Consider the following 17,469-nt stretch of genomic DNA (forward strand, 5'->3'; position numbering starts at 1 on the left):
GTAAAAAGATTGAGATTAGGGATATACATCACCTAATCTCAAATCCTCCCTTTAGAGACCTTCTGCTTTTTTCACTGCATCCGCCCAGGCCTTTTCAGGGTCTTTACCCTGGTACTCGACTAGGCTGATCTCATTTTCAAAATAACTGAAAGCACTTGTGTCGCGTGAATCTCTATAGACATAAGGGATTTTTTCCGCTGCATCAATGAAATACTCGTTGATTTCCTGTCCGCCAAAGAAGTCATCCTTAGCTTCCATTTCTGGCATATCGTAAACGGTATGCAATGATGGGAATAAGCTATTTTCTTTCAAGTTAAGGATTTGGCTGTCTTTATTCGTTAAAAAGATCGCTACTTTGGAAGCTTCTTCAGGATGTGCTGTATTGCCTAAAACCGCCAAATACGATCCTCCTTGGTTCGAGTAGCCGCCTGGTGCTTTTGCAATCCGCCATTTTCCGGCAGATTCGGCTGCATCCTTGACATCCATTACACCCCAAGAGGCGCCAATATAGGATCCGAACAACCCTTGATTCATCGCGTTAACGCCATCAACCGTATTTGACTTGGATCCAAGTGTGTAGCCGTTCTCAATTGCTGTTACAACGTAATCCCAAGCATCCTTCAACTGGCCATCAGCCAGGATCAGCTTTCCGTCTTCGTTATACATCCCGGCATCCAGCTTATTGTATTCCTCTGCTAGAATGTCAACGGCCGCTCTGAACATCGGCTTGTCCAATTTTTCTTTCATTTGTTTAGCCGCTGCCAAGTATTCTTCACTCGTTGAAATTTTTGCTGAAACCTCTTCCGGATCTGTAGGCAGGCCTGCTTCTTCAAATAAGTCTACACGGTAGAAGAGCGCAGTCGGTCCAATATCAAGCGGCATGGCAATTAACGTCTTTTTATCTGGAGTCATGGCCGACTCTAATTTCCAAGGAACAAAGTCGTCCTTGATTTCCCCTGCACCATGATCAAGCAAGTTTACAAATTTATTCGCGTAGGGCAGAAAGTCTTGGATATTGCTGTTAATCGTTGCAATGTCCGGTGCTGATTTTGAGTTTAAAGCGGTTTTCAGCTTAACATCATAGTTGTCATCCGCTGGAAGCTCGACAAATTTCAAATCATAATCAGGAAATGCCTTTTTCGCGGCTTCAATCGATCCTTTACTAATGGCTCCGATATAATATTGAATCGTCAACGAAACTTTTCCGTCATCGGAATTTTTCTTCCCATTGGTTGATGAACCGCCGCAACCTGCCAAAAGAAGCATGACAACTAGTAAAGCACTGACCAAACTGAGAAAGCTTTTGTTTTTCCTCATAACTGTTCCCCCATTGCTCTTTTTTTGAAATCAGGTTTTATCTCTATATAAATTCTACCTTCCGGGTGATACCGTTTACAAAGCGACTACTAACTTTTTTTGTCACCAATTAACGTGGTAAAAAGCGATTAATGCAAATTGGTAAAACCTTCATATCACTGTCATTCCTTTAGAAGCCTTTATTTATATTCCAGGCGGTATCCGCAATAATCGAGAACCAATTCACAGAACATTGCATTCGACCAAGAGAACCATTCTCTAGTAAACGAGAACGGATTGTCACAGTCAAAGGATTCATGGGATTGCATCGTATCAGCGTCATTTGTGCAGATCAGTTGGATCTTCTCCCATTTCTCTTTTTGGCTGTCAGTGGTAAGCCCTTCAACGGCTATGGCAATCGGCCAGACATGGTTCGAAGGGGTATGAGGGCTTCCAACCCCTTTTGCGTATGCGCCTTCAAAAAAGTAAGGGTTGTCTTTGCTTAATACAAAATGACGTGTGACAATGTAGAGCGGATCCTCATTTGTCATATCCGTCAGCAAGGGCAAAGAAAGCAGACTGGGCATATTGCTATCATCCATCAGTTCATAATTTCCGAGACCATCTGTTTCATATGCCAGGAACTTCTGGCCGCTTTCCGTAGAAACGACCCCAAAATGTTCGACTCCCGACCGGATTTCCAGCGATAAGTCCAGTGCTGATTGTTTTGTTCGCTGGTCAGAATAGATCTCTCCCAATATTTCCGACAGGATTTCTAAAACTCTGACCGCGAATAAGTTGCTTGGGATTAAGTAGTGATAGTTACAGGCATCATCACTTGGCCGGAAACCGGACCAGGTCATCCCTGTATACCCCACAGGGGTGCCCTTTCCTCCGTGACTCAGTTCTCCCGTCTCCGGCCGATAGAAACGGTAATCGGAATTTGCATGGTCTTGTTCTGTTTTCCATAAATCCATAACCGCCAAAGAAGCTTTTTTAAAGTCTTCCGTAAAGATGCGGGTATCCCCCGTGTATTTCCAGTATTGATAAGCGAGCTGAAACGGAAAGCATAAAGAATCTATTTCATATTTCTGTTCCCAAATGCCGGGATGCTGCAGGGGCACATCATCATCCCAGCGATTGCCGTTATCCTGTTCATTAAATGCATTCGCATAGGGATCTTTCAAAATAAAATCAATTTGCCGTTGTATGACACCTGCCACCAAAGAATCGAGCGCTTGGCTCTTTCCTAAAAAAAGCAGATAGGGCCGTAACTGCAAGGCGGAGTCCCGCAGCCACATTGCCGGGATGTCCCCGGTTATCAGGTAGACAGAACCATCCTCCAAATGCTTGACCGTTTTGGAGAGAGTGTCGCCAAAGCAATTTTTAAACATATCTACTACTTTTTTGTCCTTTATTCTCTCATTAACAATCTGATTAGCCTCTTCAATAATGTCTCTGTACAAAAAAATCACTTCCAGTTATAGAGTACTCGCTGCTCCGTATCGGCAATCAGCCTGGCAGCAGCAGATCAGCGATGAAAAGACTGCATCTTCCTTTTCCGTTTCTCGAAGGTGGCTACTTCCATTACGTTCCGATCCATCAGCAATTGTTTGATATCGTCTGAAAAAATGCCGATGTCATTAGGGAAATGAGAATCAGAAGACGTTGTGAACTTCACATTGTGCTGGACCAGTACATCCAGAAATCTGCTGCTTGGGCACATTTCCTTTACAGGATAACGATAGTACAGACCCGGATTGATCTCCGTTGCTACATCACAATCCGCCAATGTCTTTGCTACATCTTCGTATAATGGAATGAGCAACTGTTCATCCGGCCGATAATTAAAGACCTTCAGGTTGTCCAGATGGGCGATAAAATCAAACAGTCCGCTCTCTGCGGCTTTTTTCACGGTTTCAAAATGGTCTTTGTAAAGCTCGACCAAATCATACTCGAGGAACTTCTCTTGAAGCTCCGGATTATCGAATCCCCAGCCATGGTTAAAGTGGACAGATCCAATCACATAATCGAAGTCATATTGGTCGAGAATCGCTTTTAACTCCTTTTCACCGCCAACAAAATAATCCGCTTCCATTCCGAAGCGCAGGAGGACTCCTCTGGATTTCCAATGCTCCTTTGCCTCATTTATTACAGCCGCAAATTCATCGAGGCTTCTCACCATCACTTTGTTCAACCAATCAAGCTGCCTTGAGCCGATATCAGCCGATTCGACATCGATATATTTCTCGAAGTATTCTCTCGTTTCATGGAATCTATATAAATGATCCACTATCCCTACCTCTGTCAGCCCCTTGTTCAGCGCTTCCTCCAGATAAAAATCCAGCCAATACTTGGAGTATTCGGTCTCCTTTAACCGCGTTTGCAACCGATCCATCGATTCCAACAGCCATTCTTTCGTGTGACGCTTTTGAGTAATCGGGTTAACATGATCCATCGCTCTCAATGTTTTATCGACAAATGACAATGAGTATGGGCCTTCCTCAAGATGAATATGATAATCTACTTTCATCCCTTACACCGCCTACCTATTTTTTATCTTCTGTTTCAACAATGTGTGTATCGAAGTTCCGGTCGTTATGGAGGGTAATAATCCGGGCTCCGCGTGTCAGCTCGCCATAGCAGTTAAAGCCGCTGACTCTTCCAAACCCTAACTTTATTCCATGCCAATCTGCGACAAAGTCATTATCATGGTCATGCCCGCAAAAAACTCCCCCGACCTTCCCATCAATCAATAAGGATGTAAATAGCCCGGTATTCACCAATGGTGAGGAGATTTCTTCATATCTGTATCCAGAAACCTGGCCTTCCATAAATCCTTCTTTGTATTCAGGCAGAGGGATATGGAGGAAAAGAACATCCGGTTTGTACTCCGCTGATCTTGAAGCATAGTTTTTTGATACCTCGTTAAACCACGTTACATGGTCCGGATGAACATACTCATACTGACCGATCTTAAGCGGATCTTCTGCGCCGCTGTCAATGATATAAATAACATGGCTTACTTGGGCATCCTCATTTTTTATTTCTAAACAATAAGATTCTTTATCTTCGACAATGCAAGAATGCTTTTTTTCTGCCAGCAAGTGAATGCCGTTTTCCAATTCTCTTAATTCAGAACGTGATATCCCTTCTTCTGTATCATGGTTTCCATACGTTATCGCCACCGGAATCTCCAATTCGTTTAACGTTTCGACAATCCTGGCATAGCCCTCTTTAGGGTTCGGCACACCTTCGGACCACACTAAGTCTCCACTAATCACAATTAAGTCAGGTGCTGCTTTACCGGCCATCTCTTTTATATGGTCGAATGTACGAATATCCTGTTCATTAAACGGTGTAGAACCAACATGTAAATCGGTTAATTGCAGAATGTTGAATGAACCATTCTTCTTCATCTGTAATTCCATGAGAATCCCCCTAAGAAGAGTAATCTATCTGGTTTATAGCTGCTTCATTTTAAAAATATCACTGCATTTTCCCTAATACTAGAAACAAAAAATGGAATTGCCTCATTAACAAAACCAATCTGAATATCGTGTCATTTAATCACTCTGTCCCGGGTGTTTCCCGCTTCAATAACCGCCCAGACAGGGTAATGGTCGGAAGGATAGAATCCATTGATTTTTTTACGGTAAATGCCTCCCTCAGTCAAGCGGACTTCTGGCGAAACAAAAATATGATCGATTGCCTCTCCCAGTTCCCCGCCTGAAAAATCATGGAAGGTTCTCGTCATTCCAGTCTCCGAGCCTAAAGCGGAGAAAACGCTTGCAAATTTCTCCTCGCACTCCCATAGACAAATTTCTTCACTGTCCCTCGTATCGTTATTAAAGTCTCCCATTATAACGGTCGGAAGGTTATCGCTTTCATTTGCTCTTCTGATAAAATCCCTGATTACCTTTGAACCGTTGATTCTTGCAGATTCGCTTAGATGATCCAAATGCGTATTGAACACACGAAACCTTTCGGCCGACTGAAGCAGCGTGAACTCCCCCCACGTACAAATACGCGGCAAAGCTGACCCCCAGCTTTTGCTGCCAGGTTCAAGGGGCGTTTCAGACAACCAAAATGTTCCTGACTTCGAAAGCTGGAGTCTTTCATGATCATAAAAGATAACCGTATGTTCATCATTCGGCAATCGGGGTACGCCAATCCAGCGATAGTTCCCCAGTTTTTCCTCTAACGTCTGCAGCATCCCTGGGAGCATCTCCTGCGTCCCAAGAATACTAGGCCTTTCATCAGCTATGACCTGAGCAACCAACTCAACACGGTTCGCCCAACGATTTACACCGTCTTCCGGATTGTCGTATCTCATATTGAAGGTCATCATTTTCAATTTCATTTCTTCACCTGCTCCATTCATCGACTGGGGTTGCTGCCCATTCTGGCTAGAGTCTCGATATTTTTATTATAAAGCTGGGCTTTTATCATGACTGCTTGCTTTACGATAAAAAATGTTAGGCCTGTTGCGAAAATTTGTTATTGTTTTTTCCTATAAGCAAAAAAAGATCCAATCCTTTTTGGACTGGACCACTGTATCTGTTCTTTTGTTGTTAGACCCTCTCTAAAACTGATTTTTTTAAACTTCTGATTGATTGAACCACATAGCCACTCAACGTACACTCGCTGTCAAAACGTTCCATAGACAACTCTAAATTATAGACTCCCTTGTATTCTTTGTCCTGCAAGGCTGACACGTATCGGTCCAGTGGAAGGTTTTCACTTTTGACCAGTGGATGATGGGTACGGCCGTTCGTCCCAATTCCATGGATATGTGTATGGTAAACCCGGCTGATAAAATCTGATGGTGGCAAATCGTCCATGACTTGTTCCGGAGGAGTACTCATACCCTTTTCAACCATCAAGTTCGAATAAAAGTGCCCCATATCCCAACAAACCCCAACTTTAGGACGATCTATTTCCCGGACCATTTCTAATACTTTCAATGTATCATTTCCTGGATCGATGACATCGCTTTTTTTCCGGTTGTTTTCTAAAGCAAATTTAACAGGTTCATGTTCAAGGAGCTTTGCCCACTTTTGCAGCATTAGAATGGTTTTTTCTCTCCATTCTTCTTCAGATCCTTCGTGTCCCGAACAGGCATGGGTCGTAATCACCAATTCCTTTTGATACTTTTTATATTCATTTAAAATAAATGAGATTGACGGGTAAAGCTCTGTGAAACTTTCTCCGTTTATATCCGTCACTTGACCATGCACAGTTAACTCCATTCCCCTGTCCCAGATGGATTGAATTACATTTCTGTATAATCCTTCATCCGCACTAGGAGACAGGACACGAAGCTCTATGGAGCTTATTCCTTCTTCTTGTAAAATGTCCAACAGAGAATCGACCGAAGAACAATGGGCGATTAAGTCATTTTTTGTTGCCAGATGGGGCTCCCCTAAAAAGACTTGGTGCTTTAATGAAAATCCAAGTTTCATAACGATCACTCTCCCAATTATATTTAATTTGTTGTGATCTTTGTTTCAGATTGAGCTATATATCCTAATAGATCGTTATGGATATGTTGATTGCTTCCAAGGAAATCTCTTGTACGTAAAGTAAACTTCTCTCCCTCAGAATTTGACACTTGCCCTTTTGCCTCGTTTAAAATTGCTACCCCTGCAGCTGTATCCCATATATTTAGCCCTGGCTGCCAATATCCATGCAATCTTCCGCAAGCAACATAGGCAATCTGGAGAGCGGCCGACCCGTACGACCGAATCGTACGGCAATGTTCCGCCACATCTCCGACAATAGAAAGAACTCGGTTTCTCGCTAGCTTATTGGAAGAGGGAAACCCTAGGCCAATGGTGCATTGGCTGAATTCCTCAGTAGGGGAAACCTGAATCGGATCCCCGTTCAGAAATGCCCCTTTCCCCTTCTCAGCATAGAACAACTCATCTCTCGACGGGTCATAAATTACACCTAGCCTGAACTTCCCGTAACATGACAGTGCAATGGAAACGGCGTAACCACTGCCGGTCTGAACAAAGTTATTCGTCCCGTCTATTGGGTCGACAATCCAAAGGAAAGGTTCGGACTCCCCTTCCATCAACCTTGTGTCAAGAAGGTCCTTTTGGGCAAAAGATTCCTCCTCACCAAGGAACTTATGATCGGGAGCAAGCTCACTGATCCTGTTTCGGATAAAATCTTCTGCCATGCGGTCGACTTCTGTCACAATATCATATACTGAACTTTTTTCAGATATGGAATAAGATGTGCCTTCATACGATTTAATGAGTTCCCCGCAATCCTTCGCTATTCTTTTCGCCATTTCTAAATAATCCAAACTTCCTTCCCCCTTTACTTTACTATCTTTTCTTCGAGCATCTCCTCTGACAACCGTTGAATGATTTCCTGTAAGGCATGCTCTTCATGATGGACTGTAATTGTCTTTGCCAAACTTTTCAGCAGAGGATGTGCATTCTTTACTGCAATTCCCCTGTCGGCCTCCTCAAACATAGAGATGTCGTTTAAGTTGTCCCCGACCGCAACTACATGCAGCTCTTCTTCCCCGGTTAATGCCCTTAGTTTTTTCAAAGCATTCCCTTTAGAAACACCAGGCGGCAAAATCTCCAAATAGTTTCTTTCTGAATAAATCGTTTCACACAAGATATCCTCTTTTACTATTAGATCCTCAATCTGAGATAATTTTGCAACAGATGAACTTATGATCAATATTTTGGTTACCAGCCTGTTATACAGTTCTTCGGTGAATGGCCGGCAAACAACATTTTCTTTGGCCTCGTACGCCCCACGAACCTCATTATCATGGGGTGAGTACACATTGCCCCTTTGGTAGACGAAGACAGCGGTATCTTCCCCTGCCATTCTCAGAAGTTCCTTCCAAAAGCTTTTTGGGAACACCATTTCCTGGTCAAATAAAGCGACACCGGTGACAGGATCATAAATTTTTGCTCCATTATACAGGATCATCGGGATTTTTAACCCCAGCTCTTCTATAAATGGAGCTACCGCTTTCTCCATTCTCCCGGTAGCAATGGTAAATTTCCCGCCCAGTGCTACAAAATCTTTTATAGCTTTTTTGTTTTCTTCACTAATGCTGTGATTTTGATTAAGAAGTGTTCCGTCAAGATCGGAAACAATCATTATTTTTCTCATAGCCACCCGCCTATTCTTCTTTATATAGACACTTCTTGTTCAGGGCTCTCATCTGCCACCTTTACAGGATTGGCATGCCGCGTTTGCAGGGAGAGGACAGAGTCTGTATTCATTAATTCATCAAAGAGGAGCATGACATTTGAATTATTCCGTTTGATGAGGCTTAACACGATTCTCAGTGTGTCTCTTTGGTCGAGCCTTTTTGATTTATTCATCTCAATTTTAAGATCCGCCACTTCAAACCCGTGCTTTTCCAACTTGGACATTAAATCTTTGATTGAGCCGCTTCGATCTTGCATAATAATCTCGATTTCATCTATTCTCTTGTTTTTCAGCATGAATCTTTCCCATTTATTTAAAATATACAAACTGATCAGCACCATGGAGGTACATATGACCGCTGCAACAAGGAAACCAGCACCGACGCAAAGGCCGATAGCGGCTACCACCCAAATAGAGGCTGCGGTCGTAAGCCCCTTAACCATGTTTCCATTTCTCAGAATTGCGCCGGCACCTAAAAAACCGATACCACTTATCACTTGGGCAGCCAATCTTGCCGGATCTATCCTCACATTCTCTTCATCGACAAATTGGCTGAACCCATATATGGAGAGAAGCATGATTGTAGCGGAGCCAATACATACGAGAATATGCGTTCTAAACCCCGCAGCATGGTTTCCCCATTCTCGCTCGATCCCAATCAGCCCGCCCAATACGCAAGCAAGGACCATTCGAATCACTAAGTCGTAGTAGTTGATGACCCATACTGAATCGCTAAAAAATACCAACTTACACGATTGCCCTTTCCACATTTCTCTCCCTGACAGAAATGAGTTTTGCCGTTTCCTCATCATAAACATTAATTTTTTCTAACGGGAAATTGATCCAAACCTGTTCGCCGGCTGGCAGGTCAAGCTCTCCGATTAGTTTGGCCAGCAAAGTATAGCCGTCTTGCAGTTCCAACTGCACAAGCGTTTCCGACCCTGCAGGCAAGATCGAATAGATGCTGCAAGGAATGGAATTGGCCGTTTTCTTTGTGTGGATTTGAATGTCCTCCGGGTAGATTGCTAACTTTGCCTTGCCGGCATAATCACTTATCAGTGGAAGATCCAGCTGACCCAGCACTGAATATGTCGCCAAGCAGTTCATCGATGGTTCACATGTGGCGTCGATCAGATTGATTTTCGGATTACCGATGAAATTGGCAACCCTGAGATCCGCAGGGCTATGGTAGATATCTCTTGGCGTTGCTACTTGAGCAAGCTCTCCTTCAAAGAAAACCGCTATTTTCGTCGACATGGTTAGAGCTTCTACCTGATCATGGGTTACATAAATGATCGTTGTCTTTAATTCTTGGTGCAGCCGCTTTAGTTCTGCCCGCATATCGAGCCTCAACTTTGCATCGAGATTGGATAAAGGTTCATCAAGCAGGAGGATTTTCGGTTCTGTTACGATCGCTCTCGCAATCGCTACCCGCTGCTGCTGGCCGCCTGACAGTTCAGATGGATAGCGATCCTTTAAATGGAGGATTTGCATTTTGTCCAATGCCGCTTCCACTTTTGCTTTGATTGCATCCTTTTTCATTTTTTGAATGGACAAGCCGAAGGAAACATTCTCAGAAACGGTCATATGCGGCCATAACGCATAACTTTGAAATACCAGGTTTAATCCCCGTTTGGAAGAAGGCACGTAATGATGCATTTCACCGTTTACAATTTCCTTGCCATTTACCGTGATAACACCCTTTTCGGGATTCTCCAAACCGGTAATAATTCTTAGAGTTGTGGTTTTTCCACAGCCGGAAGGCCCGAGCAGCGTCATAAAATCCCCTTCTTCAATAACCAGATTCAGGTCTTTCAACACATGATTGCTATCAAAATACTTATTAATACCTTTCAGTTCAATTCTGCTCATAACGGATCATCCTCCAATTCCTTTTGTAATATCTGCTTTTCCAAATTTCGTGGCAAGGTAATAGACTAGAACGATCAACGTAATGATGATCACCACAATGGCATCTGAGTATTGATGAAAACCCTGGTCGGCATAACGGAATGTCAGGGTTGTCAATGTGCCGGTTTTCGGCGTGACCAGCAGCAAGATCAGGTCAAGCTCCTTCATCCCGCTGATGAATACAAGAAGAAAAGCACTGAATACCCCCTGCTTGCTTAATGGAACCATGATTCTGAAGAATCTTCTGAACCAAGATGCACCGGCAAGTGTTGCGGCCTCTTCCAGTTCACCGCCGATTTGATACATCGTACTCGTGCCAGAACGCGTTGCAAAAGGCAATTCCTTTACGATTGTGATCAGGATGATCAAGAACAGCGTTCCATACAAACTAGGCAAAAAGAAACTTGGTTTTGCAAACATGCTTAGATAAATAGCAGAGAAGGCGATACTTGGCACCAAATAGGGTAAAAAGGAAAATTGGTCTGTAAGCTTGGAAGATAAGCTGTTCCTCCCTTTACTGATTACATAACCGAGAATGAGCCCGATAGCAGCTGCCACCACAGCAGCAACTAAAGCGATTTTCAGTGAGTTGAAGGCGGCATCCCATAAAGCCGGATTCTTTAATACCCCAACCTCCCCTGATGCAATGGCGGGATCCGAGTTTCCAATCCAGAAATGTGCCGTCAAATTGCTTAAGCTATAGTCTCCGTCTCTCAGCATGAATGACTGAAGAAGAAGAAGGAAGAACGGGAAGATAGCCGCTGAACCAAGAAAAAGTATGACCCCCGAAAAGAGCGGTATTTTCCATTTTCCCAGCGGTGTTACCATCTTTCTTGAATCCTTTCCTCCAATAGTTTCAAAGCTTTTACGCTTGCCAATCGCTTTTTGATTGATAAATATAACTACAGAAGAAATTAGAATGAGGATGATGCATAGCACATACGCATCGGTGACCATTCTATTTTTCATAGATCCGTATAGCATTGTTGAAATGGTGTAGTATTTAACTGGCAGTCCAAGGAAAGCTGCAACACCGAAGGTTCCCAATGTTTTGGAGAACGTCAGGATGATGGCAGATAAGATAGCGGGCAGCACCAGCGGAAAGGTCACTTTCCTCAATATCGTGCTGCGGCTCGCTCCTAATAGACTGGCACTCTCCTCCAAGTTTCCATTTACAGACTTCAATGCGGCGGCTACAAGCAAGAAGAAAAATACAAAGTAGTGGGCGGATAAGTTTATCGTAATAGGCAAGAAGCCATATGAGAGCCAATCAGGGGGATTGATGTGAAAAACACTTTGAAGTAAGCCCTTTGACCCGCCAATTCGGTCATTTTTAAAAACAATGATCCAAGCAAGGGATTTGATCCAAGACGGCAACATATAGGGGACGATGGTCAGAAATGCTATCGTCTTTTTGTAAGGGATATCTGTCCTGGTAACGAGCCAAGCAAGTCCTCCGCCTAAAATCATGGTAATGAACGTTACTGTAAAGGCAATGCTCAGCGTATTAAGCAGTGGTTTGTAAAAGATGGATTGGCTGATGTCACTTGCCAACACCTTTGCCCAGTGAAAGAGCGTCAAGCCGCCAGGGTCCGCTTTATCAGATATGAGAATATCTGAATCCTGCCAGATAACCGTATTCTTTACAATTTCAAACATCGGGATGATGATTGTATAAATCAGAAAAATAATCGAGATGATGCTAATGATGTGAAAAGGGTTCGTTAACATACCTTTTATGATATTTTTAACCTTGGTCATTTTTCCGTAGTTAGCTGTCGGGTTTCCTAGTTCATCCGGTTTCACAGATTTTAACCTCCTCGCAACCCATTAACCGGAACGACCAGCCCTATTCCGGCTAATGGATCTTTATAGTGAAAATATTAGTGTGAAGTTATTGGTTTTTCATCCAAAATTCCCTGAATTTCGCGGCATTCTTGTATACGAATTCTCCGTCATAATCCCAAATATTCAGTGAATCAAGAGGCTGTTGATCTTTTCGGGCGATATCTGGCCTTGTTACCCACGAACCAATTACATTAAACGGTTCGATTCCTTTTCCGGATCCGTCAGCTTCCCCCGCCACCCAGCGGATGAATAGCTTTCCGGCGTTGGTATGGGGAGCCTTATTCACCATATAAAGATACGATGGCTGAGCATTGGAAAGCCGTGGCTTTAAATCATATATGACAGCTGCGTTCAGAGCCTTTTGGTCGAGCTCTCTTTGTTTACTTGAGGCGGAAATACCGACCGGAGGGTCATTTTGCCCAGGCTTCCCGATTGCCTCGACTATTTCGCCTGAGCTCTTCATGAAAATAGGGTCATTTTCCAGGATCCGCTTAAAGAACTCGTATCCTGCATTTTCAGTTCCGTTAAGTTCAATCTCTTTACCGAATTTCTCCTTGTAACTTTCCGCCATTTCATCGGAGTTCTGAATCATTGTCAGATAGTGATCCAAATCATCTGCATTCTGCATTGGATCGCCGAGGAGAATTTTCCCTTTCCACTTTGGCTCTGTAAGATCCCAATAGTTTGTGACAGGCGGCTCTTTATACGCTTCCGTATTGTAGTACAGCACCCGCAGGGAAACATATGGAGCCAAGCCCAAATTTGTACTTTTATAAGGCTCTACCATCTGTTCCGTTATGTCCTTAGGCATATACGGATGGACGAGGCCTTTTGGTAAAATTTCACCGGATACAGAACCGCTCGTGTCTTTGATGAAAGCCACATCAGCATTGAAGATGCCGGCTTCTTGTTCTCGTATGATTTTTTCAATGATTTCACCGGTGTCCATGTCATACCCTTCAACTGTGACTCCAGGGTATTTTTCCTCAAAGGAGGCCTTGATGGCACTAATCCGGCTCGATTGGGAGTAGACAACGACTTTGCCTTCCTCTTTTGCCTTCTCATATAACTCATCCACAGTTTCATCTGCCTTCAGATTGGCTGATTCAAGCCACTCTTCCCCGTTGTCCTTTGAAGTAGTCTTATTCGTTGAACAGGCCGTAAGGGTTAAACTTAGTATAAGCACCAAAAATACAAACGCTGCATCATGCTTTTTCAATACTGATAATCGCATCACTTTTCCCCCTCTTTTGTTAAGGGTGCAGTACTCATGCTAGTTACTGAAGTTTAAGCCAGAAATCCCTTAACTTCCTAGAATTTTTATAGTTAAAATCAGCATCATACTCCCAAAGCTTCATCTCTGAAAAAGGAATTTCCTCTTTTTGAGTAATGTCTGAACGAGTCAGCCAGGCACCTTCTACATTGAACGGTTCCAACCCTTTTCCTTTGCCATCTGCTTCTCCAGCCATCCACCGGATCAGTAATTTCGCTGCATTTGGATGAGGTGCATCTTTTCCCATAAAGAGGAGAGATTCCTCTGCCTGTGAAAGTTTAGGTTCCATTTTATAGCTAACCCCCAACGAAAGCCCCTGTTCCTTCGCAACACGAAGCTTACTCGAAACAGCGACACCGATTGGTGGATTGCTTTGCCCCGTGGCTCCTACAGCATTTACAACATCAGTACTTGAGTTTTTTAAGATCGGATCGTTTTTCAATAATCTCTTGATGAACTCATAGCCTGCATTTTCGGTATCTGAAAGTGTTAGTTTTTTTCCGTATTTTTGCTGATATGCGTCCTCCATGTCCTTGGGATTCTGTATCATTGCCAGAAATAGATCCATCGTATCGGCTGCCTGGAGAGGGTCGCCGATGATGACGCGCCCTTTCCACTCTGGTTCTACTAAGTCCCACCAATTGGAAACAGGAGGTTCAGAATATGCTTCGGTATTATAGTAAATCGCCCTTGCCTCCACATAAGGGACTAGACCGTTCATGTTCTGATAATGCTCAGGCATACTCCCTGTTAAATCCTCAGGCATATATTTTTTTAGATAACCATTATGATAAAGTTCTCCAGTGAAAGTCCCGGCTCCATCTTTCGCAAAGACAACGTCCACTTCATTCAGACCCGAATCACTTTCACGTATGATTTTCTCGATCATATCTCCTGTATCTATTTTGTATCCTTCGACAGTAATGCCCGGATATTCTTCCTCGAAAGTTCTTTTGATATCATTCCAACGTGAGGACTGAGAGTAAATGACTACCTTCCCTTCCTCTTTTGCTTTTTCATAAAGTTCTTCTGTTGTTAATGTTTCTGTGTCTTCACTATCCGCTAGTACTTGACCTCCTTTAGCGCTTTCCTTCTGACCGCATCCCGCGATAAGCAGAAGAAGGATTAGCATCGCTATCAAGCCAGTTGATTTTCTTTGAATAACACCTCTCACTGTTTAAGACACCCCCCTGAAAATATAATTATATTTGAAACCCCTTACATTTTATTGACTATCCCTTCACTCCCCCTCTCGCAACCGGTAACGTTACCGGAAACGTTACCGGAAACGTTACCAATTAGCTATATGGTAAAACGAATAGTTTAAATTGTCAATAATATTTACCAATTCAAACAATATTTTTTTCTGGCTTTGCTGTTCCTGTAGTGTTTCTGACTACAAGCTCCGTATTCATGATCAGAGTGTTCGTAGGAAGAACTTCTTTCTGAAGTAAAAGAAGGAGCATTTCTGCAGCATGTCTTCCCATTTCTCTTCTAGGCTGCGATACAGTTGTAAGTTTAATCCAATGGAGATCCGAAATTTCCAAGTTGTCAAACCCTATCACACTCATTTCCTCAGGTACAGCTATATCGTGTTTAGCCAACCACTCCAAAGTGCCAATGGCAAGCTGGTCATTGGCAGCAAAGATTGCCGATATGTTGGCGTGGGATTTCATAATGAGGTCCATAGCCTGATAACCGGATTCGATGGTTTTGGTCTTTGCCATTGTACTGATAGGGTCGATCTGGTTCTGTTGCAGGGTATCAACATATCCTCTATTTCTTTCTTTTCCTGTACTTGAATGTTCCGGCATGCCAATAAAACCAATTTCCCTATGACCTAGTGAAAGAAGATGCTCTACTGCTTCGCAACTACCGTGGTAATGATCTACATCTACAAAGGGAATATCAAGTCCTGCTGGCGGGCGTCTTCTTAAATAGACCACCGGGATTTCCGCCCGCATGATAGACTTTAATATCTCTTTATTAGGGTGGTCAGGAGTAATGATAAGTCCATCCATTTTCCTTTCTAATGCACTTGACAAAAAAAGACTTTCCTTTACCTGACTTCCTCCCGTATTTGAATAAACTGTTTGATAACCCTTCTCTGACAAAACATCTTCTACATCATGAGATATTGCTGAGAAAAAAGGATCTGTAATGTCAGGAACCATTAGTCCGACAGTGAAAGTCTTTTTTTGAATCATACTCCTGGCAAGTGCATTGGGTGTATAATCAATTTTTTTCGCCAATTCCATAACCTTTTCTCTCGTTTCCTTTCGAATATCCGGATGGTTATTCAACGCACGTGAAACTGTGCTGACAGAAACACCGAGCTGTTTCGCAATATCCTTGATTGTAACCATAATCTACTCTCCCCATTTAATTTTAGTTTAAATATGTCCTCTATTTCTTTCACATTCTTTTAGGTCTCCTTTTTTCCTGGCGGCAGCCTTTAGCACAATTGTAAAAAGTTTTAGCAAGATTCCTTCAGGGACTATGATACTACATTTTACCCTAATTTCCTTCGACTTTATATGTCAGTATTTATTACAATAAAAACTATAGAGTAATATCCTCTTGATGCATAACTTTTGGTTACTTTTGGTTACTTTTTGATAATATTTGCTGTATAATATAGATAAAAGCGTTTCCAAATTGGATTATAAAAAGGTTAAGGTGAACCGTATGATAAAAGAAAAGCGGATAAACAAGATTGCGGAGTACGTGACGGAACAGCAATCAGCCTCGCTCGATGAGCTTGTGACAGTGTTCAACGTCTCGAAAAATACGATACGCAGAGATGTACAGGAGCTCGTCGAAAGCGGCGCATTTAAAAAGGTGTATGGCGGTATTTCGGTAGGACAGAAGAAATTGGAATCCTTTCAGGAACGGAAGGTGCGATTTCAAACGGAGAAGCTGATGATCGGCAAAAAAGCTGCGAGTTTTGTTGAAGATGGAGACGTCATTTTCATTGACTCCGGAACAACTACAATCGAGATGTTCGAAGGATTAAAAGAGAAGAACCTGACGATCGTGACAAATAACATCGAATTCATCGTCCGTTCTCTTCCTTATAACAACCTGAATATCATTTCTGTCGGCGGAATTCTGGAAAGGAAGACAAATTCGCTAGGAAGCCCGCTTAATGGCGACTTATTGAGGGCCTATAATATCAATAAGGCTTTCATGGCGACGACAGGCATTTCCTTGTTGAACGGCGTGACCAATTCCTCGCCTCTAGAGACAGAGCTGAAACAAACAATCGTGAAAAGAAGCCAGCAGGTGTACCTCCTGTTGGATCATGACAAGTTCGATAAGTATGGATTGATGACCTATTGTCAGTTGGACGAGGTTGATTGCTTGATCACGGACTCGCTGCCGAGGGAAGAATTTTGCAAATATGCAGAGGATCACGACGTTTCTTTGGCTGTTGCCGATTGAATAAAAGCAGAGACAAAAAGTCTCTGCTTTTTACTTTTCAAACATAAAAATGAGCTGCTCCCCAGCGATAAAACACCTCTATCAGGGAACAGCTCATCTTTCTTTTTTTAGAGTCGGCCCGTGAGGAACTGGGCTTCGCCAAAGCCAAAACTCCAGTCGCCCGCCCCGTTTGTGACAATGGACACCATTATATCATTCGGTGCAATCTTGCATTCTTCTTGCAAACGATCTGCAAGTATCTTGTAAAACTGTTGTTTCTGCTTTTCGCTTCTTGCAGAGCTTGTCACTTGGATGACCACCACATCATTACTCCGTTCAAAGCCCAAACCGGTATCTTGGATGACCATTTCATGTGCCGGATGCTGGTGGACAACTTGATAACGATCCCGTTCCGGTACATCGAATGCTTCGACCACGGAATGATGAATGGCATCAAGCAGATTCACAATTTCTGCTTCATCTCTTCCTTCAATCACATCTATTCTAAGAAAAGGCATTCCTGTCCC

Annotated in this window: 16 protein-coding genes; 1 reads left to right on the forward strand and 15 read right to left on the reverse strand. The window is 43.0% G+C overall.

Features of this window, described 5'->3' with window-relative positions; all coding sequences use genetic code 11:
- Positions 1-51: 51 nt before the first annotated feature.
- The 14 genes from AC0TWI_RS15390 to AC0TWI_RS15455 all read right to left on the reverse strand — a co-directional run bounded on the left by AC0TWI_RS15390 (position 52) and on the right by AC0TWI_RS15455 (position 15,885).
- Positions 52-1,317: an ABC transporter substrate-binding protein gene (locus AC0TWI_RS15390; protein WP_488127218.1), complete on the reverse strand. Its 1,266-nt coding sequence runs from the start codon at positions 1,315-1,317 to the stop codon at positions 52-54.
- A gap of 179 nt (positions 1,318-1,496) precedes the next feature.
- On the reverse strand, positions 1,497-2,762 hold the full coding sequence (locus AC0TWI_RS15395) for a glycoside hydrolase family 125 protein (protein ID WP_488127219.1): 1,266 nt from the start codon (positions 2,760-2,762) through the stop codon (positions 1,497-1,499).
- Between the two features lie 65 nt (positions 2,763-2,827).
- On the reverse strand, positions 2,828-3,829 hold the full coding sequence (locus tag AC0TWI_RS15400) for a histidinol phosphate phosphatase domain-containing protein (protein WP_488127220.1): 1,002 nt from the start codon (positions 3,827-3,829) through the stop codon (positions 2,828-2,830).
- Positions 3,830-3,845: 16 nt separating this feature from the next.
- Complete coding sequence (locus AC0TWI_RS15405) at positions 3,846-4,727, reverse strand: metallophosphoesterase family protein (protein WP_488127221.1); 882 nt, start codon at positions 4,725-4,727, stop codon at positions 3,846-3,848.
- A 131-nt stretch (positions 4,728-4,858) separates the two neighbouring features.
- Complete coding sequence (locus AC0TWI_RS15410; RefSeq protein WP_488127222.1) at positions 4,859-5,659, reverse strand: endonuclease/exonuclease/phosphatase family protein; 801 nt, start codon at positions 5,657-5,659, stop codon at positions 4,859-4,861.
- 211 nt (positions 5,660-5,870) lie between these two features.
- Positions 5,871-6,761, reverse strand: a complete 891-nt coding sequence (locus AC0TWI_RS15415) for a sugar phosphate isomerase/epimerase family protein (protein WP_488127223.1) — start codon at positions 6,759-6,761, stop codon at positions 5,871-5,873.
- Positions 6,762-6,784: 23 nt separating this feature from the next.
- Positions 6,785-7,612 carry an inositol monophosphatase family protein gene (locus tag AC0TWI_RS15420; protein ID WP_488127224.1) on the reverse strand — a complete coding sequence of 276 codons (828 nt, stop codon included), beginning with the start codon at positions 7,610-7,612 and terminating at the stop codon, positions 6,785-6,787.
- A 14-nt stretch (positions 7,613-7,626) separates the two neighbouring features.
- On the reverse strand, positions 7,627-8,445 hold the full coding sequence (locus tag AC0TWI_RS15425; RefSeq protein ID WP_488127225.1) for a Cof-type HAD-IIB family hydrolase: 819 nt from the start codon (positions 8,443-8,445) through the stop codon (positions 7,627-7,629).
- A 20-nt stretch (positions 8,446-8,465) separates the two neighbouring features.
- The gene (locus tag AC0TWI_RS15430) at positions 8,466-9,176 is read right to left on the reverse strand and encodes an MgtC/SapB family protein (RefSeq protein WP_488127247.1); all 711 of its coding nucleotides are present in this window, start codon (positions 9,174-9,176) and stop codon (positions 8,466-8,468) included.
- Positions 9,177-9,234: 58 nt separating this feature from the next.
- Positions 9,235-10,359: an ABC transporter ATP-binding protein gene (locus tag AC0TWI_RS15435; RefSeq protein ID WP_488127226.1), complete on the reverse strand. Its 1,125-nt coding sequence runs from the start codon at positions 10,357-10,359 to the stop codon at positions 9,235-9,237.
- Between the two features lie 6 nt (positions 10,360-10,365).
- Entirely contained in the window at positions 10,366-12,204 is a 1,839-nt protein-coding gene (locus AC0TWI_RS15440; protein WP_488127227.1) for an ABC transporter permease, read from the reverse strand.
- An 88-nt stretch (positions 12,205-12,292) separates the two neighbouring features.
- Entirely contained in the window at positions 12,293-13,480 is a 1,188-nt protein-coding gene (locus AC0TWI_RS15445) for an ABC transporter substrate-binding protein (protein ID WP_488127228.1), read from the reverse strand.
- Positions 13,481-13,523: 43 nt separating this feature from the next.
- Entirely contained in the window at positions 13,524-14,693 is a 1,170-nt protein-coding gene (locus AC0TWI_RS15450; RefSeq protein WP_488127229.1) for an ABC transporter substrate-binding protein, read from the reverse strand.
- A gap of 175 nt (positions 14,694-14,868) precedes the next feature.
- Entirely contained in the window at positions 14,869-15,885 is a 1,017-nt protein-coding gene (locus tag AC0TWI_RS15455) for a LacI family DNA-binding transcriptional regulator (protein ID WP_488127230.1), read from the reverse strand.
- Between the two features lie 322 nt (positions 15,886-16,207).
- On the opposite strand from AC0TWI_RS15455, the gene AC0TWI_RS15460 reads away from it, so the two are divergent.
- Entirely contained in the window at positions 16,208-16,963 is a 756-nt protein-coding gene (locus AC0TWI_RS15460; RefSeq protein ID WP_488127231.1) for a DeoR/GlpR family DNA-binding transcription regulator, read from the forward strand.
- A gap of 107 nt (positions 16,964-17,070) precedes the next feature.
- On the opposite strand, the gene AC0TWI_RS15465 is transcribed toward AC0TWI_RS15460, so the two are convergent.
- A complete protein-coding gene (locus AC0TWI_RS15465) occupies positions 17,071-17,460 on the reverse strand; it encodes a tautomerase family protein (RefSeq protein ID WP_488127232.1) in 390 nt (129 codons plus the stop codon).
- Positions 17,461-17,469 lie beyond the last annotated feature (9 nt).

Source organism: Lederbergia sp. B243.17 (assembly GCF_057657925.1).

Coding starts and splice junctions, on each gene's coding strand:
- AC0TWI_RS15390 (WP_488127218.1), bottom strand. CDS start 1,317: ATGAGGAAAAACAAAAGCTTTCTCAGTTTGGTCAGTGCTTTACTAGTT.
- AC0TWI_RS15400 (WP_488127220.1), bottom strand. CDS start 3,829: ATGAAAGTAGATTATCATATTCATCTTGAGGAAGGCCCATACTCATTG.
- AC0TWI_RS15405 (WP_488127221.1), bottom strand. CDS start 4,727: ATGGAATTACAGATGAAGAAGAATGGTTCATTCAACATTCTGCAATTA.
- AC0TWI_RS15410 (WP_488127222.1), bottom strand. CDS start 5,659: ATGAAATTGAAAATGATGACCTTCAATATGAGATACGACAATCCGGAA.
- AC0TWI_RS15415 (WP_488127223.1), bottom strand. CDS start 6,761: ATGAAACTTGGATTTTCATTAAAGCACCAAGTCTTTTTAGGGGAGCCC.
- AC0TWI_RS15425 (WP_488127225.1), bottom strand. CDS start 8,445: ATGAGAAAAATAATGATTGTTTCCGATCTTGACGGAACACTTCTTAAT.
- AC0TWI_RS15430 (WP_488127247.1), bottom strand. CDS start 9,176: ATGGTCCTTGCTTGCGTATTGGGCGGGCTGATTGGGATCGAGCGAGAA.
- AC0TWI_RS15435 (WP_488127226.1), bottom strand. CDS start 10,359: ATGAGCAGAATTGAACTGAAAGGTATTAATAAGTATTTTGATAGCAAT.
- AC0TWI_RS15445 (WP_488127228.1), bottom strand. CDS start 13,480: ATGCGATTATCAGTATTGAAAAAGCATGATGCAGCGTTTGTATTTTTG.
- AC0TWI_RS15455 (WP_488127230.1), bottom strand. CDS start 15,885: ATGGTTACAATCAAGGATATTGCGAAACAGCTCGGTGTTTCTGTCAGC.
- AC0TWI_RS15460 (WP_488127231.1), top strand. CDS start 16,208: ATGATAAAAGAAAAGCGGATAAACAAGATTGCGGAGTACGTGACGGAA.
- AC0TWI_RS15465 (WP_488127232.1), bottom strand. CDS start 17,460: ATGCCTTTTCTTAGAATAGATGTGATTGAAGGAAGAGATGAAGCAGAA.